This is a genomic window from Synechococcus sp. NB0720_010, assembly GCF_023078835.1.
Taxonomy (GTDB): domain Bacteria; phylum Cyanobacteriota; class Cyanobacteriia; order PCC-6307; family Cyanobiaceae; genus Vulcanococcus.
This window is the reverse complement of sequence record NZ_CP090898.1, coordinates 645,338-659,363: the sequence shown is the minus strand read 5'-3', so window position 1 is coordinate 659,363 and position 14,026 is coordinate 645,338. Positions and strand designations below refer to the sequence as shown.

General features: G+C 62.1%; 25 protein-coding genes. 14 read left to right on the top strand and 11 right to left on the bottom strand.

All coding sequences use genetic code 11. The features are described 5' to 3' along the window. On the bottom strand, positions 1-2,334 hold the full coding sequence (gene ppsA / locus LY254_RS03580; protein ID WP_247479723.1) for a phosphoenolpyruvate synthase: 2,334 nt from the start codon (positions 2,332-2,334) through the stop codon (positions 1-3). Between the two features lie 569 nt (positions 2,335-2,903). Between ppsA and LY254_RS03575 the strand changes: the two genes are divergently transcribed. Both LY254_RS03575 and LY254_RS03570 read left to right on the top strand, forming a co-directional pair. Continuing rightward, on the top strand, positions 2,904-3,092 hold the full coding sequence (locus LY254_RS03575) for a hypothetical protein (protein ID WP_247478956.1): 189 nt from the start codon (positions 2,904-2,906) through the stop codon (positions 3,090-3,092). After that, positions 3,092-3,322, top strand: a complete 231-nt coding sequence (locus tag LY254_RS03570; protein WP_010317676.1) for a hypothetical protein — start codon at positions 3,092-3,094, stop codon at positions 3,320-3,322. The genes LY254_RS03575 and LY254_RS03570 overlap by 1 nt, the downstream gene beginning before the upstream one ends. 128 nt (positions 3,323-3,450) lie before the next feature. On the opposite strand, the gene LY254_RS03565 is transcribed toward LY254_RS03570, so the two are convergent. Together LY254_RS03565 and LY254_RS03560 are read right to left on the bottom strand one after the other, a co-directional pair. Beyond that, entirely contained in the window at positions 3,451-3,624 is a 174-nt protein-coding gene (locus LY254_RS03565; protein ID WP_247478955.1) for a hypothetical protein, read from the bottom strand. Between the two features lie 189 nt (positions 3,625-3,813). Further along, positions 3,814-4,317, bottom strand: a complete 504-nt coding sequence (locus LY254_RS03560) for an MliC family protein (protein WP_247478952.1) — start codon at positions 4,315-4,317, stop codon at positions 3,814-3,816. A gap of 404 nt (positions 4,318-4,721) precedes the next feature. Here LY254_RS03560 and LY254_RS03555 point away from each other — a divergent pair, with 404 nt between their 5' ends. The 3 genes from LY254_RS03555 to LY254_RS03545 all read left to right on the top strand — a co-directional run bounded on the left by LY254_RS03555 (position 4,722) and on the right by LY254_RS03545 (position 5,429). Then, complete coding sequence (locus tag LY254_RS03555) at positions 4,722-4,877, top strand: hypothetical protein (protein WP_247478951.1); 156 nt, start codon at positions 4,722-4,724, stop codon at positions 4,875-4,877. Between the two features lie 49 nt (positions 4,878-4,926). Further along, on the top strand, positions 4,927-5,190 hold the full coding sequence (locus LY254_RS03550; protein WP_247478950.1) for a hypothetical protein: 264 nt from the start codon (positions 4,927-4,929) through the stop codon (positions 5,188-5,190). A 62-nt stretch (positions 5,191-5,252) separates the two neighbouring features. After that, positions 5,253-5,429, top strand: a complete 177-nt coding sequence (locus tag LY254_RS03545) for a hypothetical protein (protein WP_010317686.1) — start codon at positions 5,253-5,255, stop codon at positions 5,427-5,429. Between the two features lie 149 nt (positions 5,430-5,578). Here the strand turns inward: LY254_RS03545 and LY254_RS03540 are convergent, their stop codons facing one another. The 3 genes from LY254_RS03540 to LY254_RS03530 are packed head-to-tail and all read right to left on the bottom strand — an operon-like array spanning position 5,579 to position 6,492. Continuing rightward, the gene (locus tag LY254_RS03540; RefSeq protein ID WP_247478949.1) at positions 5,579-6,025 is read right to left on the bottom strand and encodes a hypothetical protein; all 447 of its coding nucleotides are present in this window, start codon (positions 6,023-6,025) and stop codon (positions 5,579-5,581) included. Between the two features lie 16 nt (positions 6,026-6,041). Then, positions 6,042-6,188 (bottom strand): hypothetical protein, encoded by a 147-nt coding sequence (locus LY254_RS03535; protein ID WP_010317690.1) that lies wholly within the window; start codon positions 6,186-6,188, stop codon positions 6,042-6,044. 4 nt (positions 6,189-6,192) lie between these two features. Then, entirely contained in the window at positions 6,193-6,492 is a 300-nt protein-coding gene (locus LY254_RS03530) for a hypothetical protein (protein WP_029626373.1), read from the bottom strand. A gap of 111 nt (positions 6,493-6,603) precedes the next feature. On the opposite strand from LY254_RS03530, the gene LY254_RS03525 reads away from it, so the two are divergent. From LY254_RS03525 to LY254_RS03510, 4 genes are all read left to right on the top strand, one after another. Then, the gene (locus tag LY254_RS03525) at positions 6,604-7,266 is read left to right on the top strand and encodes a L,D-transpeptidase (RefSeq protein ID WP_010317694.1); all 663 of its coding nucleotides are present in this window, start codon (positions 6,604-6,606) and stop codon (positions 7,264-7,266) included. Positions 7,267-7,354: 88 nt separating this feature from the next. Continuing rightward, complete coding sequence (locus LY254_RS03520; RefSeq protein ID WP_247478948.1) at positions 7,355-7,702, top strand: hypothetical protein; 348 nt, start codon at positions 7,355-7,357, stop codon at positions 7,700-7,702. Positions 7,703-7,721: 19 nt separating this feature from the next. Further along, positions 7,722-8,060, top strand: a complete 339-nt coding sequence (locus LY254_RS03515) for a phenylpyruvate tautomerase MIF-related protein (protein ID WP_247478947.1) — start codon at positions 7,722-7,724, stop codon at positions 8,058-8,060. 5 nt (positions 8,061-8,065) lie between these two features. Further along, entirely contained in the window at positions 8,066-8,491 is a 426-nt protein-coding gene (locus tag LY254_RS03510) for a hypothetical protein (RefSeq protein ID WP_247478946.1), read from the top strand. Positions 8,492-8,495: 4 nt separating this feature from the next. Here the strand turns inward: LY254_RS03510 and LY254_RS03505 are convergent, their stop codons facing one another. Beyond that, a complete protein-coding gene (locus LY254_RS03505) occupies positions 8,496-8,792 on the bottom strand; it encodes a hypothetical protein (protein ID WP_010317705.1) in 297 nt (98 codons plus the stop codon). Positions 8,793-8,817: 25 nt separating this feature from the next. Continuing rightward, positions 8,818-9,249: a secondary thiamine-phosphate synthase enzyme YjbQ gene (locus LY254_RS03500; RefSeq protein WP_247478945.1), complete on the bottom strand. Its 432-nt coding sequence runs from the start codon at positions 9,247-9,249 to the stop codon at positions 8,818-8,820. Positions 9,250-9,294: 45 nt separating this feature from the next. Here LY254_RS03500 and LY254_RS03495 point away from each other — a divergent pair, with 45 nt between their 5' ends. After that, positions 9,295-9,813 (top strand): hypothetical protein, encoded by a 519-nt coding sequence (locus LY254_RS03495; protein WP_247478943.1) that lies wholly within the window; start codon positions 9,295-9,297, stop codon positions 9,811-9,813. Here LY254_RS03495 and LY254_RS03490 read toward each other — a convergent pair. Both LY254_RS03490 and LY254_RS03485 read right to left on the bottom strand, forming a co-directional pair. After that, positions 9,810-9,992, bottom strand: a complete 183-nt coding sequence (locus LY254_RS03490; RefSeq protein ID WP_010317708.1) for a hypothetical protein — start codon at positions 9,990-9,992, stop codon at positions 9,810-9,812. The genes LY254_RS03495 and LY254_RS03490 overlap by 4 nt on opposite strands. Beyond that, entirely contained in the window at positions 9,989-10,981 is a 993-nt protein-coding gene (locus LY254_RS03485) for a glycoside hydrolase family protein (RefSeq protein ID WP_247478942.1), read from the bottom strand. Before LY254_RS03485 ends, LY254_RS03490 begins: the two co-directional genes overlap by 4 nt. A 106-nt stretch (positions 10,982-11,087) precedes the next feature. Here LY254_RS03485 and LY254_RS03480 point away from each other — a divergent pair, with 106 nt between their 5' ends. From LY254_RS03480 to LY254_RS03465, 4 genes are all read left to right on the top strand, one after another. Further along, positions 11,088-11,267: a hypothetical protein gene (locus LY254_RS03480; protein ID WP_247478938.1), complete on the top strand. Its 180-nt coding sequence runs from the start codon at positions 11,088-11,090 to the stop codon at positions 11,265-11,267. A gap of 91 nt (positions 11,268-11,358) precedes the next feature. Continuing rightward, positions 11,359-11,595 carry a hypothetical protein gene (locus tag LY254_RS03475; RefSeq protein WP_010317711.1) on the top strand — a complete coding sequence of 79 codons (237 nt, stop codon included), beginning with the start codon at positions 11,359-11,361 and terminating at the stop codon, positions 11,593-11,595. Positions 11,596-12,024: 429 nt separating this feature from the next. After that, positions 12,025-12,270, top strand: coding sequence for a DUF1651 domain-containing protein (locus LY254_RS03470; RefSeq protein ID WP_247478937.1), 246 nt, complete (start codon positions 12,025-12,027; stop codon positions 12,268-12,270). 334 nt (positions 12,271-12,604) lie between these two features. Next, a complete protein-coding gene (locus LY254_RS03465) occupies positions 12,605-12,838 on the top strand; it encodes a hypothetical protein (protein WP_247478936.1) in 234 nt (77 codons plus the stop codon). Here the strand turns inward: LY254_RS03465 and LY254_RS03460 are convergent. Beyond that, on the bottom strand, positions 12,835-13,941 hold the full coding sequence (locus LY254_RS03460) for a calcium:proton antiporter (RefSeq protein ID WP_247478935.1): 1,107 nt from the start codon (positions 13,939-13,941) through the stop codon (positions 12,835-12,837). The genes LY254_RS03465 and LY254_RS03460 overlap by 4 nt on opposite strands. Positions 13,942-14,026 lie beyond the last annotated feature (85 nt).

Genomic DNA, 14,026 nt, shown 5'->3' with positions numbered 1-14,026 from the left:
TCAGCAGAGCTGCTGCTCAATGCTGGCAATGGCCAGTCGTGTCTTGATCACAGCATCGGGATTGAGGCTGATGGAGTCGATGCCTTCCTTGACCAGGAACTCCGCGAACTCTGGATAGTCACTCGGGGCCTGTCCGCAGATTCCGATCTTGCAACCGCATTGCTTCGCGGTCCGAATGGCCAAGCGCACCATCTCCAGCACTGCTGGGTGACGTTCATCAAAGAGCTCGGCCACCAGAGCGGAATCCCGGTCCAGGCCCAAGGTGAGCTGGGTGAGGTCATTGGAGCCGATGGAGAAGCCATCGAAACGCTGGGCAAAGGCTTCGGCCGCCATGACGTTGCTTGGCAGTTCACACATCACGTAAACCTCAAGACCCTGCTCTCCTCGCACCAGACCATGGAGAGCCATCTCCTCCAGCACCCGATCCCCCTCTTCCGGGGTGCGGCAGAAGGGCACCATTGGGATGACATTGCTCAGCCCCATGTGCTGGCGAACAGCGATGAGGGCCTTGCATTCCAAGGCGAACGCCTCACGAAAGGCCGGTGAGGTGTAGCGCGATGCACCACGCCAGCCGAGCATCGGGTTCGCCTCGACGGGCTCAAATCCGCTGCCCCCCAGCAGCTTGGCGTACTCGTTGCTTTTGAAGTCGGAGAAACGCAGGACCACAGGCCTTGGGTAAAAGGCTGCGGCCAGCCGTCCAATTCCCTGCGCCAGTCGATCGACGTAGTAGTCGGCGGGGTTGGCGTAGCCGGCCGTGAGCTGGAGGATCGCCTGCTGCTCGTCCTGGCTCACCACCCGGTTGAGGTGGAGCAACGCCATCGGATGCACACGGATCTGGTTGGCGATGATGAACTCCAGCCGGGCCAGGCCCACGCCATCGCATGGAATGGCCGCAAGGTTGAAGGCCTCCTCCGGGTTCCCCACATTCATGAGGATCTGGGTTCGAGTCGCGGGCAGATCCCCCACGGCGCTCTCCTCCACCCGGAAGGGCAGGGCACCGCGATAGACGCGCCCCTCATCACCTTCGCAACAGCTCAGCGTGATGGTTTCTCCATCCAGGATGCGCTCTGTCGCCTGGTCCGCGCCGACGACGGCCGTGATGCCCATTTCCCGAGCAATGATCGCCGCATGACAGGTGCGGCTGCCTCGGTTGGTCACCACCCCGCTGGCCCGCTTGAGCACCGGTTCCCAGTCGGGATCGGTGCGATCGGTCACCAGCAGGTCACCGCTTTGAAAACGGTGAATCTCACTGGGGTGATGCAGGATCCGTGCTGCGCCACTACTGACCGATGTCCCGATGGCGCGTCCTCTGCAAAGCAACGCCGCGTCATGGGGGTCGAGATGCCAGCTCCGCAGCACGTTGACGTCTCGGCGAGATTTCACCGTTTCAGGTCTGGCCTGAAGGATGAAGAGTTCTCCGGTCTTGCCGTCCTTGGCCCACTCAATATCCATCGGTGTGGCTTGCCCGTGTCGCTCGCTGTAGTGGGCCTCGATCTGGCAAGCCCAGCGGGCCAATTGCAGGACCTCCGCTTGATCGAGGGCAAAGCGTTGCCGATCGCAGGCCGGCACCGATTCGTTCCGGGTTGATCCCGCTTGCGCGTAGACCATGCGAATGGCCTTCTCTCCCAGCCGTTGGCTGACGATCGGTGCAAAACCCTCGAGAAGGGTCGGTTTGAAAATCAGGTATTCATCAGGATTGACGGCTCCTTGCACCACGTTCTCGCCCAAGCCGTAGGCCGCCGTGAGAAGAACCACATCACGAAACCCCGACTCGGTATCGAGGCTGAACATCACCCCCGAGCAGGCCAGATCGGAGCGCACCATGCGCTGAATGCCGATCGAAAGGGCCACATCGAAGTGATCAAAGCCGTTCAGTTGCCGGTAGGAAATGGCCCGGTCGGTGAACAGTGAGGCATAGCAACGCCGGCAGGCCTCTAGCAGTGCTGCCTCGCCCTCCACATTGAGATAGGTCTCCTGCTGACCGGCAAAGGATGCCTGTGGCAGATCTTCAGCAGTGGCGCTGGAACGCACAGCCACTGCAGGTGATCCCAGCTCCCGGTAGTGGAGCAGCAGTTGCTCCTCAAGCTCGATCGGCAGGGGTGCCTTGAGAAGCAGGTCGCGAGCGGCGGCTCCAGCTTGTTGAAGTGCGGGGAGCTGCTCTGCGTCGAGACCATCGAGGCAGTCATGCAGTCCTTGGCTGAGATGGGCGGAATCGAGGAGAACTCGGTAGGCGTGAGCGGTCGTTGCAAAGCCCGAGGGGACCTTGATGCCTTGGTTTGAGAGCTCTCGGATCATCTCGCCGAGAGACGCATTCTTGCCGCCTACAAGTGAGATGGCTTCGAGGCCAACCTGCTCAAACGGGAGGACTAACTGGAGTGCTGGAGAACGGATTGCTTTCACTTCGGTCACTGCACTCTCTCTTCAAAGTAGTGAGAACCACTTCCTCTGAACGCAGCTTTGATGCTGAGTTGGCGGTGAATCCAATCGGCCTTTGTTTCTCTAGAACAGCAGGATGACCGTTGGGCGATTCATGTTGCTGTGGATGTGCAGCATTGAACGCCAACGCCTTCGATACTGCTGAAGGTTGAGGGGTGAATGAATGTGGGTCAATGGATGATTGGAGTGTCTCTGGTTCTTTTTTAGTTGGTGCTGGAGGTGCGCCAAAGCTTCCGCCAACGTCTGAGCCCCCAGCACGGCTGACCTGGTCGAGGTCCCATGGAGAGGAGCTGGACCAGAGCCTGTCTGCAGATGGAGCCCATGACGCAGCCGATTCGTTCCTCGGCGGGAGTCATCCGCTGACGAGACGGGACGAGCCAGTCGCTGCCTTGCCGGGGCGCTTCCTATTGGATCAGGACGGTTCAGCCTGGGATTGCCTTTGCGGCCAGGGTGGATATCAAGGTGACTTGCAAGGGTTTCTGCTGGAGCTGGAGCAGAAGCCTGAGTTTCGAGCCGGCGTGATGCTGCAGGCCCTGAGTCGATTGAGGGATGTACTGAAGTCCGAGCCAGAGGATGCGGCACTGGAGACGATGGTGCCATTGCTGATGCGTGACGCACTGGTGATCTCTCGGGCGCTGTTGGAGCGGTTGCGCTGATGGAGAGCGTCTCAAGCGATCAGGTCGATGAGCTGATTGGTTTGCTGGTGGCCCTGGCCATCGAGCATGTGGTGCAAGAGCGGTTGACCCATCAAGAGGCACGCCTGATTCGTGCAGCTCTTGCAGATTCAGAACTGGATGCGCAGATCAATACAGCAAAGGAAACCGTGCTGGCGGCCTTGTTAATCACCGTGCCAGATGTTTTCAATGCAGCCCTCGGTTTTGATTGAGCCGAGGCACTGCTCCGGTTGATGCATGGGTTCTCAAGCACGTCTGCTGCAGCGTTGAAAACCAAGTTCTAGAGACGGACAAGTTCCTCCGAGTCAGGGGAACCTGTCTGGGTTCATTCAGAATTGAACTAGCCCTCGGATCCATCCACAAGGACGAGTGCTTCCATCAGGCTGTGTTCAATGCCACGCAACGTATCGACCAGTGACAGGGCGGCGTCTTCGTCACTCCAGCCATGAATGCCCATCAGCTCATTGTGGATGGCTTCAATGGACAGCGCCAGTTCATCGGTGAGCAAGGTCAAGCTCTTGCTGTGTTTTACGGCGGCATTCAGGCGATGTTTTAGCAAATCACGCCTTGATAGAGCTTTCATTGGGCTAGGCCAATTGGATCTATTGCTAGTCAACACAATCCATCTGTTCAATCGATGGTTGATGCCAGGGATACGCCTCAGAAGTGCGGCCGAATGCCGCACTTGTTGCACTTCTTGCCTTTATCGACAGCTGATCACTTGGCCCAACCAATCGATCCGGGTCGTGCCTTGATGCTCCCAGAGTTCAATGCCTGGCGCCGTGTAGCGGGCGCCGCTGCCGGTTAGAGCGATGTGTTGATCGCCGATGGCCAGATCTGCCCCTGTTGGTGTGTAGGCCACCGAGACTGGTTCGCTCCTGCCGGCGCACTGCAGGGAGTGCCGCCAGAAGACGCTCAAGGTGTAGTCCCCCTCGCGGGTAAAGCGCAGGCCCTGCTCGCTGTTGCTGCGCTGATAGCTCTGTCCTTGTTGATCGGCCGGGAAGTGAAAGGCCCAGCGCTTGCCCATCTGAACGTTGACGTTCCCCTGGCGTTGGGAGAACGCGCAGGGACCGGACTCCAGGGCAATGGTGTGGTCGTGGCGGCTGAGCTGGCAGTAGGCGACCGTGTTGTCGGCGCGGGCCGGAGGCAGCTGGCTCAGGGCGGCGATCCCGATCAGGGTCAAGAGCGGCAGGGCTGAGCGGCGCATGGCTCCTGGGCCGGTTGTCCCTGCTATAGCCCAGCAAAAACCCCTGGACCCAAACGAGCCCAGGGGTTGCGGTTTCCTCTGGAGCGTCAGTCGCTCACTTCTTGGTCAGGGCAGCGGCTCCGCCGAAGGCTGCACCGACGATGGCGATGACGGCAAGGATTTCCATGGCAGGGGGGTGAGGTGGTGGTTGTGAGGTGACTGTCTCCCCCGATGGACCTTTGGGTTTGTTCAATCTGAACCCCGTTCACAGAATCCGGTTGTCGTTGCTACGGATGGGGAAAGTCGTCAGCAGTTGCGCTCTTTCTCGGTGCGCACTTCTACCTGTTTTTCAAGAGGTGTTCAAAGCGGACAGATCGCTGCTGTTGCGCTGCCAACGCTGAATAGACCATCCCCGACAACCGCTCATGCCTGCGTCCCCACGTCCTGCTTCCCAACACGATCGCCCTGCGGTGCAGCAGGCCATCTGGAGCTGGCGTGAGGAGGTGATGCGCCATCCCCACTGCCATCCGGCTGCGCTGCAGCGCACGCTCAATCCCAGTGAGGGCGTTCCCGTGCGCTAGGTCCTTCTGCGGCTTGCTTTAGGCCCCGGCGCTGTGCCTGGATGGAGGCATGACGCCTGAACTGGCTGCTGACGTTCTCGAGGCTCTGCTGCTGCTCCATGAGGAGCTCTCAGCGGATCCGGAGGCCCCTTGGTACGTGGGAATGCCGGATCAGACCCAGGTGCTGCATGACGAGCTCTGGCTGCTGGCTGGGGCAAACCCCCAGATCAAGAGCGCGGCCTTAGTGGAGCTTTGGTACGGCAAGGGACGCTCCAAGCTTCTGCCGGTGGAGTGCACCGGTGAACTGGTGAGCAGCCGGCATCAGTTGGTCTGAGCCTGCCCCCTGGTGATCGGCATGCAGCCGCCCTAGCTTGCGGTCAGCAAGAACGTTGAACCATGCAACGCAGCGATCTTGATTCTTGGATTCAGGAAATCCCCTCGACCTATCACGCCAAGATCACAACCCTGAGCGAGAAAGCCTCAGAGGTTGATCAGCTCAAGGCCCGGATTCAGGCTTTGGAAGATGAAAACGAAGACCTCAAGCGCAAGCTCGCGATTGCCTCACCGCAATAGCGTCCTACGAACTGCTAAGGCCGATGGACGTGTTGTTCCTGGTCCCTAGCGTGCGTTCGTAGCCAGAACTTGTGGAACGCAGGTCATGGGTACGGGATGTAGCGCCGCCGGTAGGAGTACCGGCGGTCTTTTATTGCCGAAAGCATTGATTACTCGTCAGCTGTGCCTGAGCCACCCCAGTTCGGGCTGTGCTTGATCACAGCAGTGCAGAACTCCAGCAGCTCCTGCGGCGTCATGTCGTGCTTGGCGTCATTGGTGCGCCAGGCGCAGATCACGAAGTTGGGTTCCGGTTGCTTGGAGGGTTGATCAAGGGTGGGGAGCATCGCGTAGCGCTTCTTGCTCTCACCTTTGCCCGTGGCCGCATCGCGGTTGTCGTAGGTGCCGATCAGCTCCCAGGCGAGCCATTCGCCGGTCCAGTGGTCGCGGCCTTCTGAGGCCAGCACCGCCTCGTGGATCGCCAGGCGGTACTGCTGCACGTTGCCCACGCCACCGCGTTTCTGGTCTCGCTTGGACAACGTCACCGCCTTGCGCTGCACCCAGCCCGGGTAGGTGCCTTTCGCGGCATCCGGCATCCAGTCGGGGGCGGGAGTGTTCATCGTGAAGCCTCCTGATCTAGGCCCGCTGGGCACTCATGGCCTTGTAGCCCGGGTACTGGTGTTCAGCGATGGTCCGTGCTTCGGCTTGGGTGTGGGCCTGCACTTGAACCTGCAGGGTGCGGCCCTTATCGATCAGCTTCACTGCCCAGGTCGCCTGTGCCATCGCCCTAGTCCCCGCTGCTGAAGTTCAGCACCAGATCACCGGCGTCATCGCGCTCGATCGTGAACTTGAAGGAATCGACCGTGCCGCTCCAGACCCCTTCCTCGGGGTCGGCTGACTCCCCGCGCTGTTGGGAGACGTCGTGGTCAAAGAGCTGCTCAAACACATGGGCCGCGACGATCGCCGCCTGGTCCTCATCCATCTCATCGAGCTCATGGGGCTCGACCGTGCAGCCCTCAAGGGTCTCGGCATCAAGCACGTTCCCCGATCCCAGATCTTCCACGAGGGCCAGCAGTGCGTCGTCCATCGGTTCAGGGTGCCTGCCCTCATGGTGAATCCAGCGGCCCCGGCCGTCCAGGGTTGCTGCATGCAAATCCAGGCGTCCTCGCCAACATGGAGTGAGTGCGGTTGGTCTTGGATGCGACGTCTACCCTCGCTGGCCGGGATCAGCCTGGCTCTGGCCCTGAGCGGTTGCGGCGGCAGCTCTCCCAAGACCACGGCCAGTGGCGCGCCGGCCATCACGGCTCCGATCACGATTGAGCTGGATCAGAACATCCCCGCCAAGAGCCAAGGGGTGATGGTGCGCGGTGATGAGCGCACCACTTTTCAGGTGGGCTTTGGCCGGCTTGGGGTGACCTGTGCCAAGACCCGTTTCGAGGAGGGCTACACCCCCCTGGGTTCCTTCAAGGTCAACGCGATCCTCAGCAAGGACCGCTTTGAGATGGATCCCAAGCTGATCGCCCAGTCCGGCAAGAGCAAGGCGGAGCTCAAGGAGACGCTCTTCAAGAACATGAACGCCATCGACTTCAAGGGCGATGGTGAGGTCGGTGAATACGGAATCGGCTACATCAGCCTGGAGCCGATCGACAGCGTCAAGCAGCCCTTTGCCTTCAACACCTACGACGGCAAATTCCGCTGGTACAGCTTCGCCATCCACGGCAGCAACAACGAACAGCGCATCGGCGAGCAGGTCACCGGCGGCTGCCTGAACGTCTCTGAACCCACCCTCAAGGCGATGCTCGCCTCGGTGCAACTCGGCGATCAGGTGGAGGTGAAGACCGATGGCCCCTGTACCCCGTAGGCCGCTGACCATCGATCACGCACAGCGCGTGCGGAGCCTCTGGACAGCCTGGTTTCTGTGCCTGCTGTTTCACACCGATCTGGGATTGATGCCGCTTTTCCATGGCCTCTCCCCTGAGATCGAGAGCCATGTCGCCACCGAACGTCTGCCCCTGGTCTTCTGGGCGATGTTGCTCTACTTCCTCGTTCCGCTTGGGGCCTATGTCCTGAGCAGCTACGCCTCCAGTGCCCCGGGCTGGCGGCGCTGGCGCTGGTTTCAGTTCGGTCTGAGTGTCGTCTACACCCTGACCAACACTGCCCATTTCGTCGTTGACATCCTGATCCCTGATTCGCGCTCCGATCAGGTGCTGCTGATGGCAGTGATGTTGGTGCTGGGGTTACTGATCAACGTCGAGAGCTGGCGTTGGTGCCACACCAAATCGTCGTGGCAGATTTGAAGCACTGCCCTGAGCTGCGATGCCCCTGATCAACGTGCGTACCTCGTTGCCTGAGCTGGCCGATGCCGCTGGGTTGCTCAAGGAACTCTCGGCGGCTCTGGCCCAGCAGACCGGCAAGCCGGAGTCCTACGTGATGACCCTGCTGGAGACGGCGGTGCCGATGACCTTCGCCGGCAGTAGTGATCCCTGCGCCTACGTCGAGATCAAGTCGATTGGTGCCCTCAAGCCCCCGGCGATGACTGCGGCCTTCTGCGATCTGATCGAAGCGCGAACGGGTATCCCGGCCAATCGCATCTATGTGGCCTTCGAGGATGTCAAAGCCAGCAGCTGGGGCTGGAACGGCAGCACCTTCGGCTAGGGCTGATGCAACGTCTGAGCGGCCTGCTTCCCCTGGCCTTGCTTCTGGTCTGGGGGTGCACCCCCTCTCCCTCTTTGAAGCGCCTGGTCTGCAGTGGACCCGGCCGCCAGGAGGTCGTCTTTGATGCGCGCAGCGGCCGCCTCTATGCATTCATTGAGCCCCTGAACGCCTACCGGCCGACGCCCGAGCTGCGCTTCTCGGTGCAGACCGCCTCTTCCCTGCGGGGTGATGAGCTGCGGATTGAGACGCGGGTGGGTGAGTTCAGCCGTGAGGGTGACGCCTCCAGCTGGCAGGCCGTGGATCCCCCGGTGGGCAGCGATGAGACCTTCAACCTCAAGAGCCTGACGTCCCAGCTGCGGATGGTCTCGGATCGGCCCGTGCGGCCCGTCGACAAGGAGGGCCGCTGCGAGCTCGCCCCCCTGCAGACCTGAGGACCTACTCCAGCCCGGCGCGCACCTTCTTGACCGCCAGACCGGCTTCGGTGGCAGTGCCGCCGGCCAGCAGCAGCAGGCCGATCAGCCCCACCAGCTGGTTCTGGGCTTCGGCGGCGGGTTCGGCGTCCTGGCCGAGCACCGCTCCGGCGACAAACCAAGCGGTGGCCAGGGCCGAGGTGATCCAGTAGGCCTTCCAGCGCCGTTGGTAGAGGTAGCCCGCCCCCAGGCCCGGCACCACGTTCAAGAGCACCGCCACCCAGCCGGCGGAGGCGGCCAGGATCTGTTCGCGGCTGGGCATGGCTGGATGTCGTTGGGCGCAGACCCTAGGCAATCCACTGCAGGGCGACCGTTCGCTGACGCGGCCCGTCCAGCTCCACCAGGATCACGTCTTGATAAGTCCCCAGCACCGGCGTCCCGTCTTGGACGGCCACCATCACCTGGTTGCCGAGCAGCAGCGCCTGCAGGTGGGCGTGGGCATTGCGGGGTTCATCGGCAGGGATGTTGGGTCGAAGCTCGAGGTCGTTGTGTTTCCAGGGGCGCTGGGCAGGGGCGATCTCAGCAAGCCAGGCCTCGAGGTCCCAGATCAGACGCTCCTCCCTCTCGTTGATGATCACGGCCGTTGTGGTGTGCTGCCCGCTGATCAGCACCGTTCCGTCCTTCTCCCCTTGCTTGGCGATGAAGTGCTCCAGGGCTTCGGTGAGAGCGATGCACTGAAAGGGGCGTTGTGTTGGGATCTGCAGGCGTTCAACGGTCATCGCGGCACCCTCTGGCTACGGTCAGCATGAGCGGTGGCAGGGGCGATGGAGCGTTGGCGGTCCTGCCCAGCCCTGGCTGACAAAGACGAGGCTTTTCTGGCGGCCGTCGCGGACTCTCTCGTTCAACTCGAGGCCCTCTCTCCAAAGCAACGCCACTGTCTGGCGCTCTTCAAAGCTGCCGAGTTGGTCAATGCCTTGATCCAGATCAAGGAGCGCCGCGAAGCGGAGGATCGAGTCGGCCCGGAATTGGCCCATCGCTCCTTTGCTCTGGTTCGTTCTGTCATCCGCAACCGCAGCCTTCCCTATGCCGGCAGCGAGAGCGAGTGCCTCAGGGATCCGCAACTGACGGCGGTCATCGATGAGGGTTGTCGCTTGTTCCATCTCGGCAAGACGAACAAAGAGCTCTATCAACAAGCCTTAGCCCTTTCGGCGGCCCAGTGCCTGGCCTTGCAGGATCAGCTCGGGCCAGCACTGGATCAGTACCTCCAGGGGGCGGGACTGGAGCTGCCTGAGACGTTGATCGCATCCGTGCGTGCGAGCTTCATCGACGCCTACCGCAGCTAGCGCCGTTTGCGTTTGTCCCGCTCGCGTCGGTTGGCCTTGCGGGTGCCGCCGTACTGATAGCCGGGCTCTTGGCTCTGGCGTTGCCAACAGGCCGGACAGGCGAAGCGCCAGCTGCCACTGGCCTGCGTGCGGATCCGGTAGTGCAGCTCCCCGCTCTGCAGGCAGAAGTCGCAGTTCATTGCTGGTTAAATTCCATCCACCAGCCGCTGCCCGGACCCTCGACCAGCCAACGCCGTCCCCAGTTGCGCTCGGAATAACGCTGGGCCTTTCCGCTGCCGAGGGCGGTTTTGACGTAGCCGCCGCCCACGAGATTCGCCTCGCCGTTGGGGTCGTGCATCAAGAAGGTGCGGCTGCTGGGCTCCCAGCCCACGACCACACTCCAGTGGCCCACGCCCGTGGGTTGCTCCACTGGCCCGAGGTGCAGCCAACCCACCGGTGCCGGGATACCGCGTTCCAGCTGGTCAATGAGGTCCTGAATGGTTCCGTCTTGGCGGAAGCGGGCCGCCAGCCCGCAGGCCTCGATCGCCAGCAGTTGGGCAGAGGCCTCCGTGCTTTCGCCATAGCGCTGGACGATCGCGAGGTACTGGTCGTCGATCTGGCCGCTACCGCTGAAGCAGCCCGGCCGCAGAAACTCCACCACCATGGCGCAGCTGGAGCTGAAGCACATCCGCGGGCCGTGCGCAGTGGCGCTGTTGTTCTGGCAGCAGTAGGGCACCGCCAGGGCAGTGGCGCTGTGGCGTTCAGCGTGTCGGATCTCGGCGGCGCGGCGCTGGATCAAGCCTGGCAGGGGATGAATCCAGCGGGGCAGTTCTTCGCGGATCACCCGCCCTGCGGGCTCCCCGGCCAGCAGTCGTCTGCGCAGGGTCGAGCGCCCCAGGGCTCCAGCTCCGACGTTGAAGCAGAAGCTCAGCAGCGCATCAAATTGCCCCTGGTTCAGGGGCACGCCCGCCAGCAGCGTCTTCAGGGCCCGCCCGCGGTCCTGTAGATCGTCCAGCAGCCAGCGTTCGGCCTGCGCCTGGCTGATGACCAGACCAGGCCGGACCTCGGCTCCGGTGTGGCCGTAGCCAATGGTCCAGGGCTCTGCGCCGCTGCCGGGATCCGGGTAGGCCTCGAGCCGGCAGCCCTCGAGGCGTTTGAGCAGGTCCAATCCGGCGGCGCTGATCTCCATGGCGAGGGGGTGCAAGGACCCCAAAGGGTTCCGGCTCCCATGGCTATCGATGTTGCAGACGCGATCCCTCCCAGCCCTGCAGCATGGTCCGAGCGAGCGCAGCGCCATGAGTCCGATCTTTCCCTGCCGCCGTTGCGGGACCTTTATCGAGCGCTCCACCCAGCACTACCGCAGCGTCAAAGGTCAGGTGCTCTGCTCGAGCTGTCTGGATGCCCAGACGGTGGCTGGAGCGACAGTTCTGCAGCGTCTCAAGGCGAGGTTGGTTCGGCCGTTTCAGCTGAAGTGAGAGCGGATGTCGCCTGGGCGGTTATCTCGTCCTGGCCGCCTCGCGCCAGCAGATTTCGGATCCATAGGGTTGCGCCAGTCACACCCGAGCGATGAGCGAAGCGAACGACAGCCAGCAGAACTGCGGCGGCAAAAAGAAGGCGATGCTCGTCTACGGCGTGGCTCAGATCTCGGCCACGGTCGTCTCCGCTATCGCCCTGGCCTCGATCGCCGTTGGCGTCTGCGCGCTGAAGCAACAGAGCAAGCTTTTCAACGGATGTGTGGAAGAGGTGGTGGCCGAGGGCAAAACCAACGCCCAGGCCGTCCGCTACTGCAACGGCGGCAACTGATCGTTTGTTTTTCATAAGGTCCGCCGCAAACGCGGTGGTGGCCTCACGGCTGGCCAGTGGAGCCGGTCAGCGCCCTTGGTTTGCCCTTGTTCTGTCGCCCAGGGGGAGTTAGGGCGGGGATAGCTGCCAGCTCCGGATGCCGGAATCACGCATCGCGCACACGGCGAAGGGTTCAACCCTGGATTCGTTGGGGGGGAACTTCTTCAGGGTCTGCGACCCGCAGGGGCACTGCCAATCCGTCGAAGGCCTGTGGAACGCCGAGGAGGTGCTCCGGCGCAATGAGCGACCCAGCACCACGAAGCGCAATTGCCTGATGCCCAAGCCGATCAGGCGACCTGTGGGCGAATGGTGAGCCGCTGATCCCTGCGCCTGGTCCCTTGCAAAACCCATCCTGCTGTAGTACACCTGTACTCTGCTTGTGGTGGATTGATGGAGGAGGCTTGGCTGCGGGATCCCAGGGCCGGTTGGCAGGTTCGCTTTCACAAGGATCAGCGCACCTGGGGCCGTGAGACCTGGGTGTTTGTGGACACGGGTAAGGCCATGCCTGACCACCTGCCGCTCCTCAAGGAGCGCTATCACCTGCGTCGCGCCGATGCCCGGGTCCTCTGGGAAGGCTTGATGGCCCAGGGTTGGCTCAAGACGCGCCCCGCCTGGGGCGTCTATGCCGAGCCGTAGGCAAGAAAAAAGCCCCGCCGAAGGCAGGGCTAGGGGTCAGGAACGATCCGGGCGTCTGTCCTCGTTTCGACTCCGGATTGGAGTTCCTCACTCCTCACACAACAGAACTATCCCGCCCGAGCAGCCGGAGGCAAGTCGCCTGTGTGCGGAGCTCTGACTGCCACTCTCCGGGGAGGCGCAATGAAAAAAGCCGGTCACCAGTCCGGCTTTGTTCTCCCTGTGCTTGCCAAGGCACACAACAGTCATGGCTCAACTCGGTGGCCAGGAGCGATGAGCCGAAGTACCTGAATCAGCAGGGCCCCGGAACCCTCCGGTGTTCAGTCACGGAACACCGATGGACTCACGCCGTTTAGTCGTCTGGATCTCTGCTGGGATCTTGAGCTTCCAGGGCTTCGCTCTGGCCTTTGATCTGCTCAATTGCACCGCCCTGACCTGGGTGCAACTGCATCGCTCGGTTCCCCTGGAGCCCTGCAGACGTCCCAATGGCCGGATTGATGCCGCGGTCAACCATGGTCTGAGCGTGCTGGCTGGTTTAGCCCTGGGCAGTCAGTCCAAGCCGGCTCCTTAGATCACCTGCAGCGCGATCCAGAACACGAAGACCACCAGAAGCATCAGGCCATCCAGTTGGGTGAACTTGCCAAGGGTTGGCCTGATCAAGAGCAGCGTCAGTCCCAGCAGGACCATCTCGAGGGGATCAAGTCCAAGGATCACCTTGGTTCCGGTGAGTTCCCCAATCAGTAGGACCGCAGGCACGGTCAGGCAGAGCGTGGAGAGCACCGAGCCATAGAGGGTGTTGAGGGAGCGCTGCACTTGTCCCCTTGAGGCGGCTCTGAGGGCGTTGAGTGCTTCAGGGGCCAGCACCAAGAGGCCAACCAGCGTGCCGCCAATGGCGCTGCGCAACCCGAGTCCATTCAGGCTGGCCTCAATCAGCTCGCCCATGGACTCCGCGTTGATCACGAGAATCAACAGCCCAGCAGCGAGCCAAGCCACCGCCGGGGCAACCTCTGGGATGCCCTCATGGCCGCCATCCGCTGCCCCGAGCCATTGGCGTTGCTCGCGGCTTTCGGTGAACAGCCCGCGGTAGCTACCGGTTTGAAAGGCGATAAAGACGCTGAAGAGCCCAAGAGCCGCACCAATCAGAACCACATTTCCGGGGCCGTTGAAGTTGGCTTCTGTGGTTTGGGTGGTGAAGTTCGGAACGATGAGCGCCAGAACACTGATGGTCGTAATCAGGTTCACGTAGGTGATGCTCCCGCCGATGTTCATGGCCGCCAGATCACTGTCTTGCAGGGGCTCCCGCAGCGTTTTCTCCTGTTCTCGAGCGGCCTCAAAGACGCTGATGCCCTTGATTCCAGTCAGGGCGATCATCAGCACCGCGAACATCGAATCGCGGGCCAGGGTTGGGTTGGCCTCTCCGCTGCCCATGGTGCTGGCAATCAGGGCGAGTTCCACCACCACGGCTGAACCGGTCAGGATCAGCGTTCCAAACGGTTCCCCCAGCCGAATCGCCAGGGCATCGGCGTAATGGACCACCCGCAGGGCGAGCAGCAGGATGACCCCTCCAAGCCCAGCTAGACCCAGCAGCAGTGGAAGGACGCTTCCCTCCAGCAGCCAGGGCAGGAGGTTCGTGGCGTGCAAGCCGATCAGCGTGCCCGCACCGAGCAGCAACACGACGAAGGACGTTCGCCGTTCCCTAGTTGGTGACTGTTCCACATCCACCAACTAGCCAGAGACCAGCTCTTTAAACAGTTGCGAG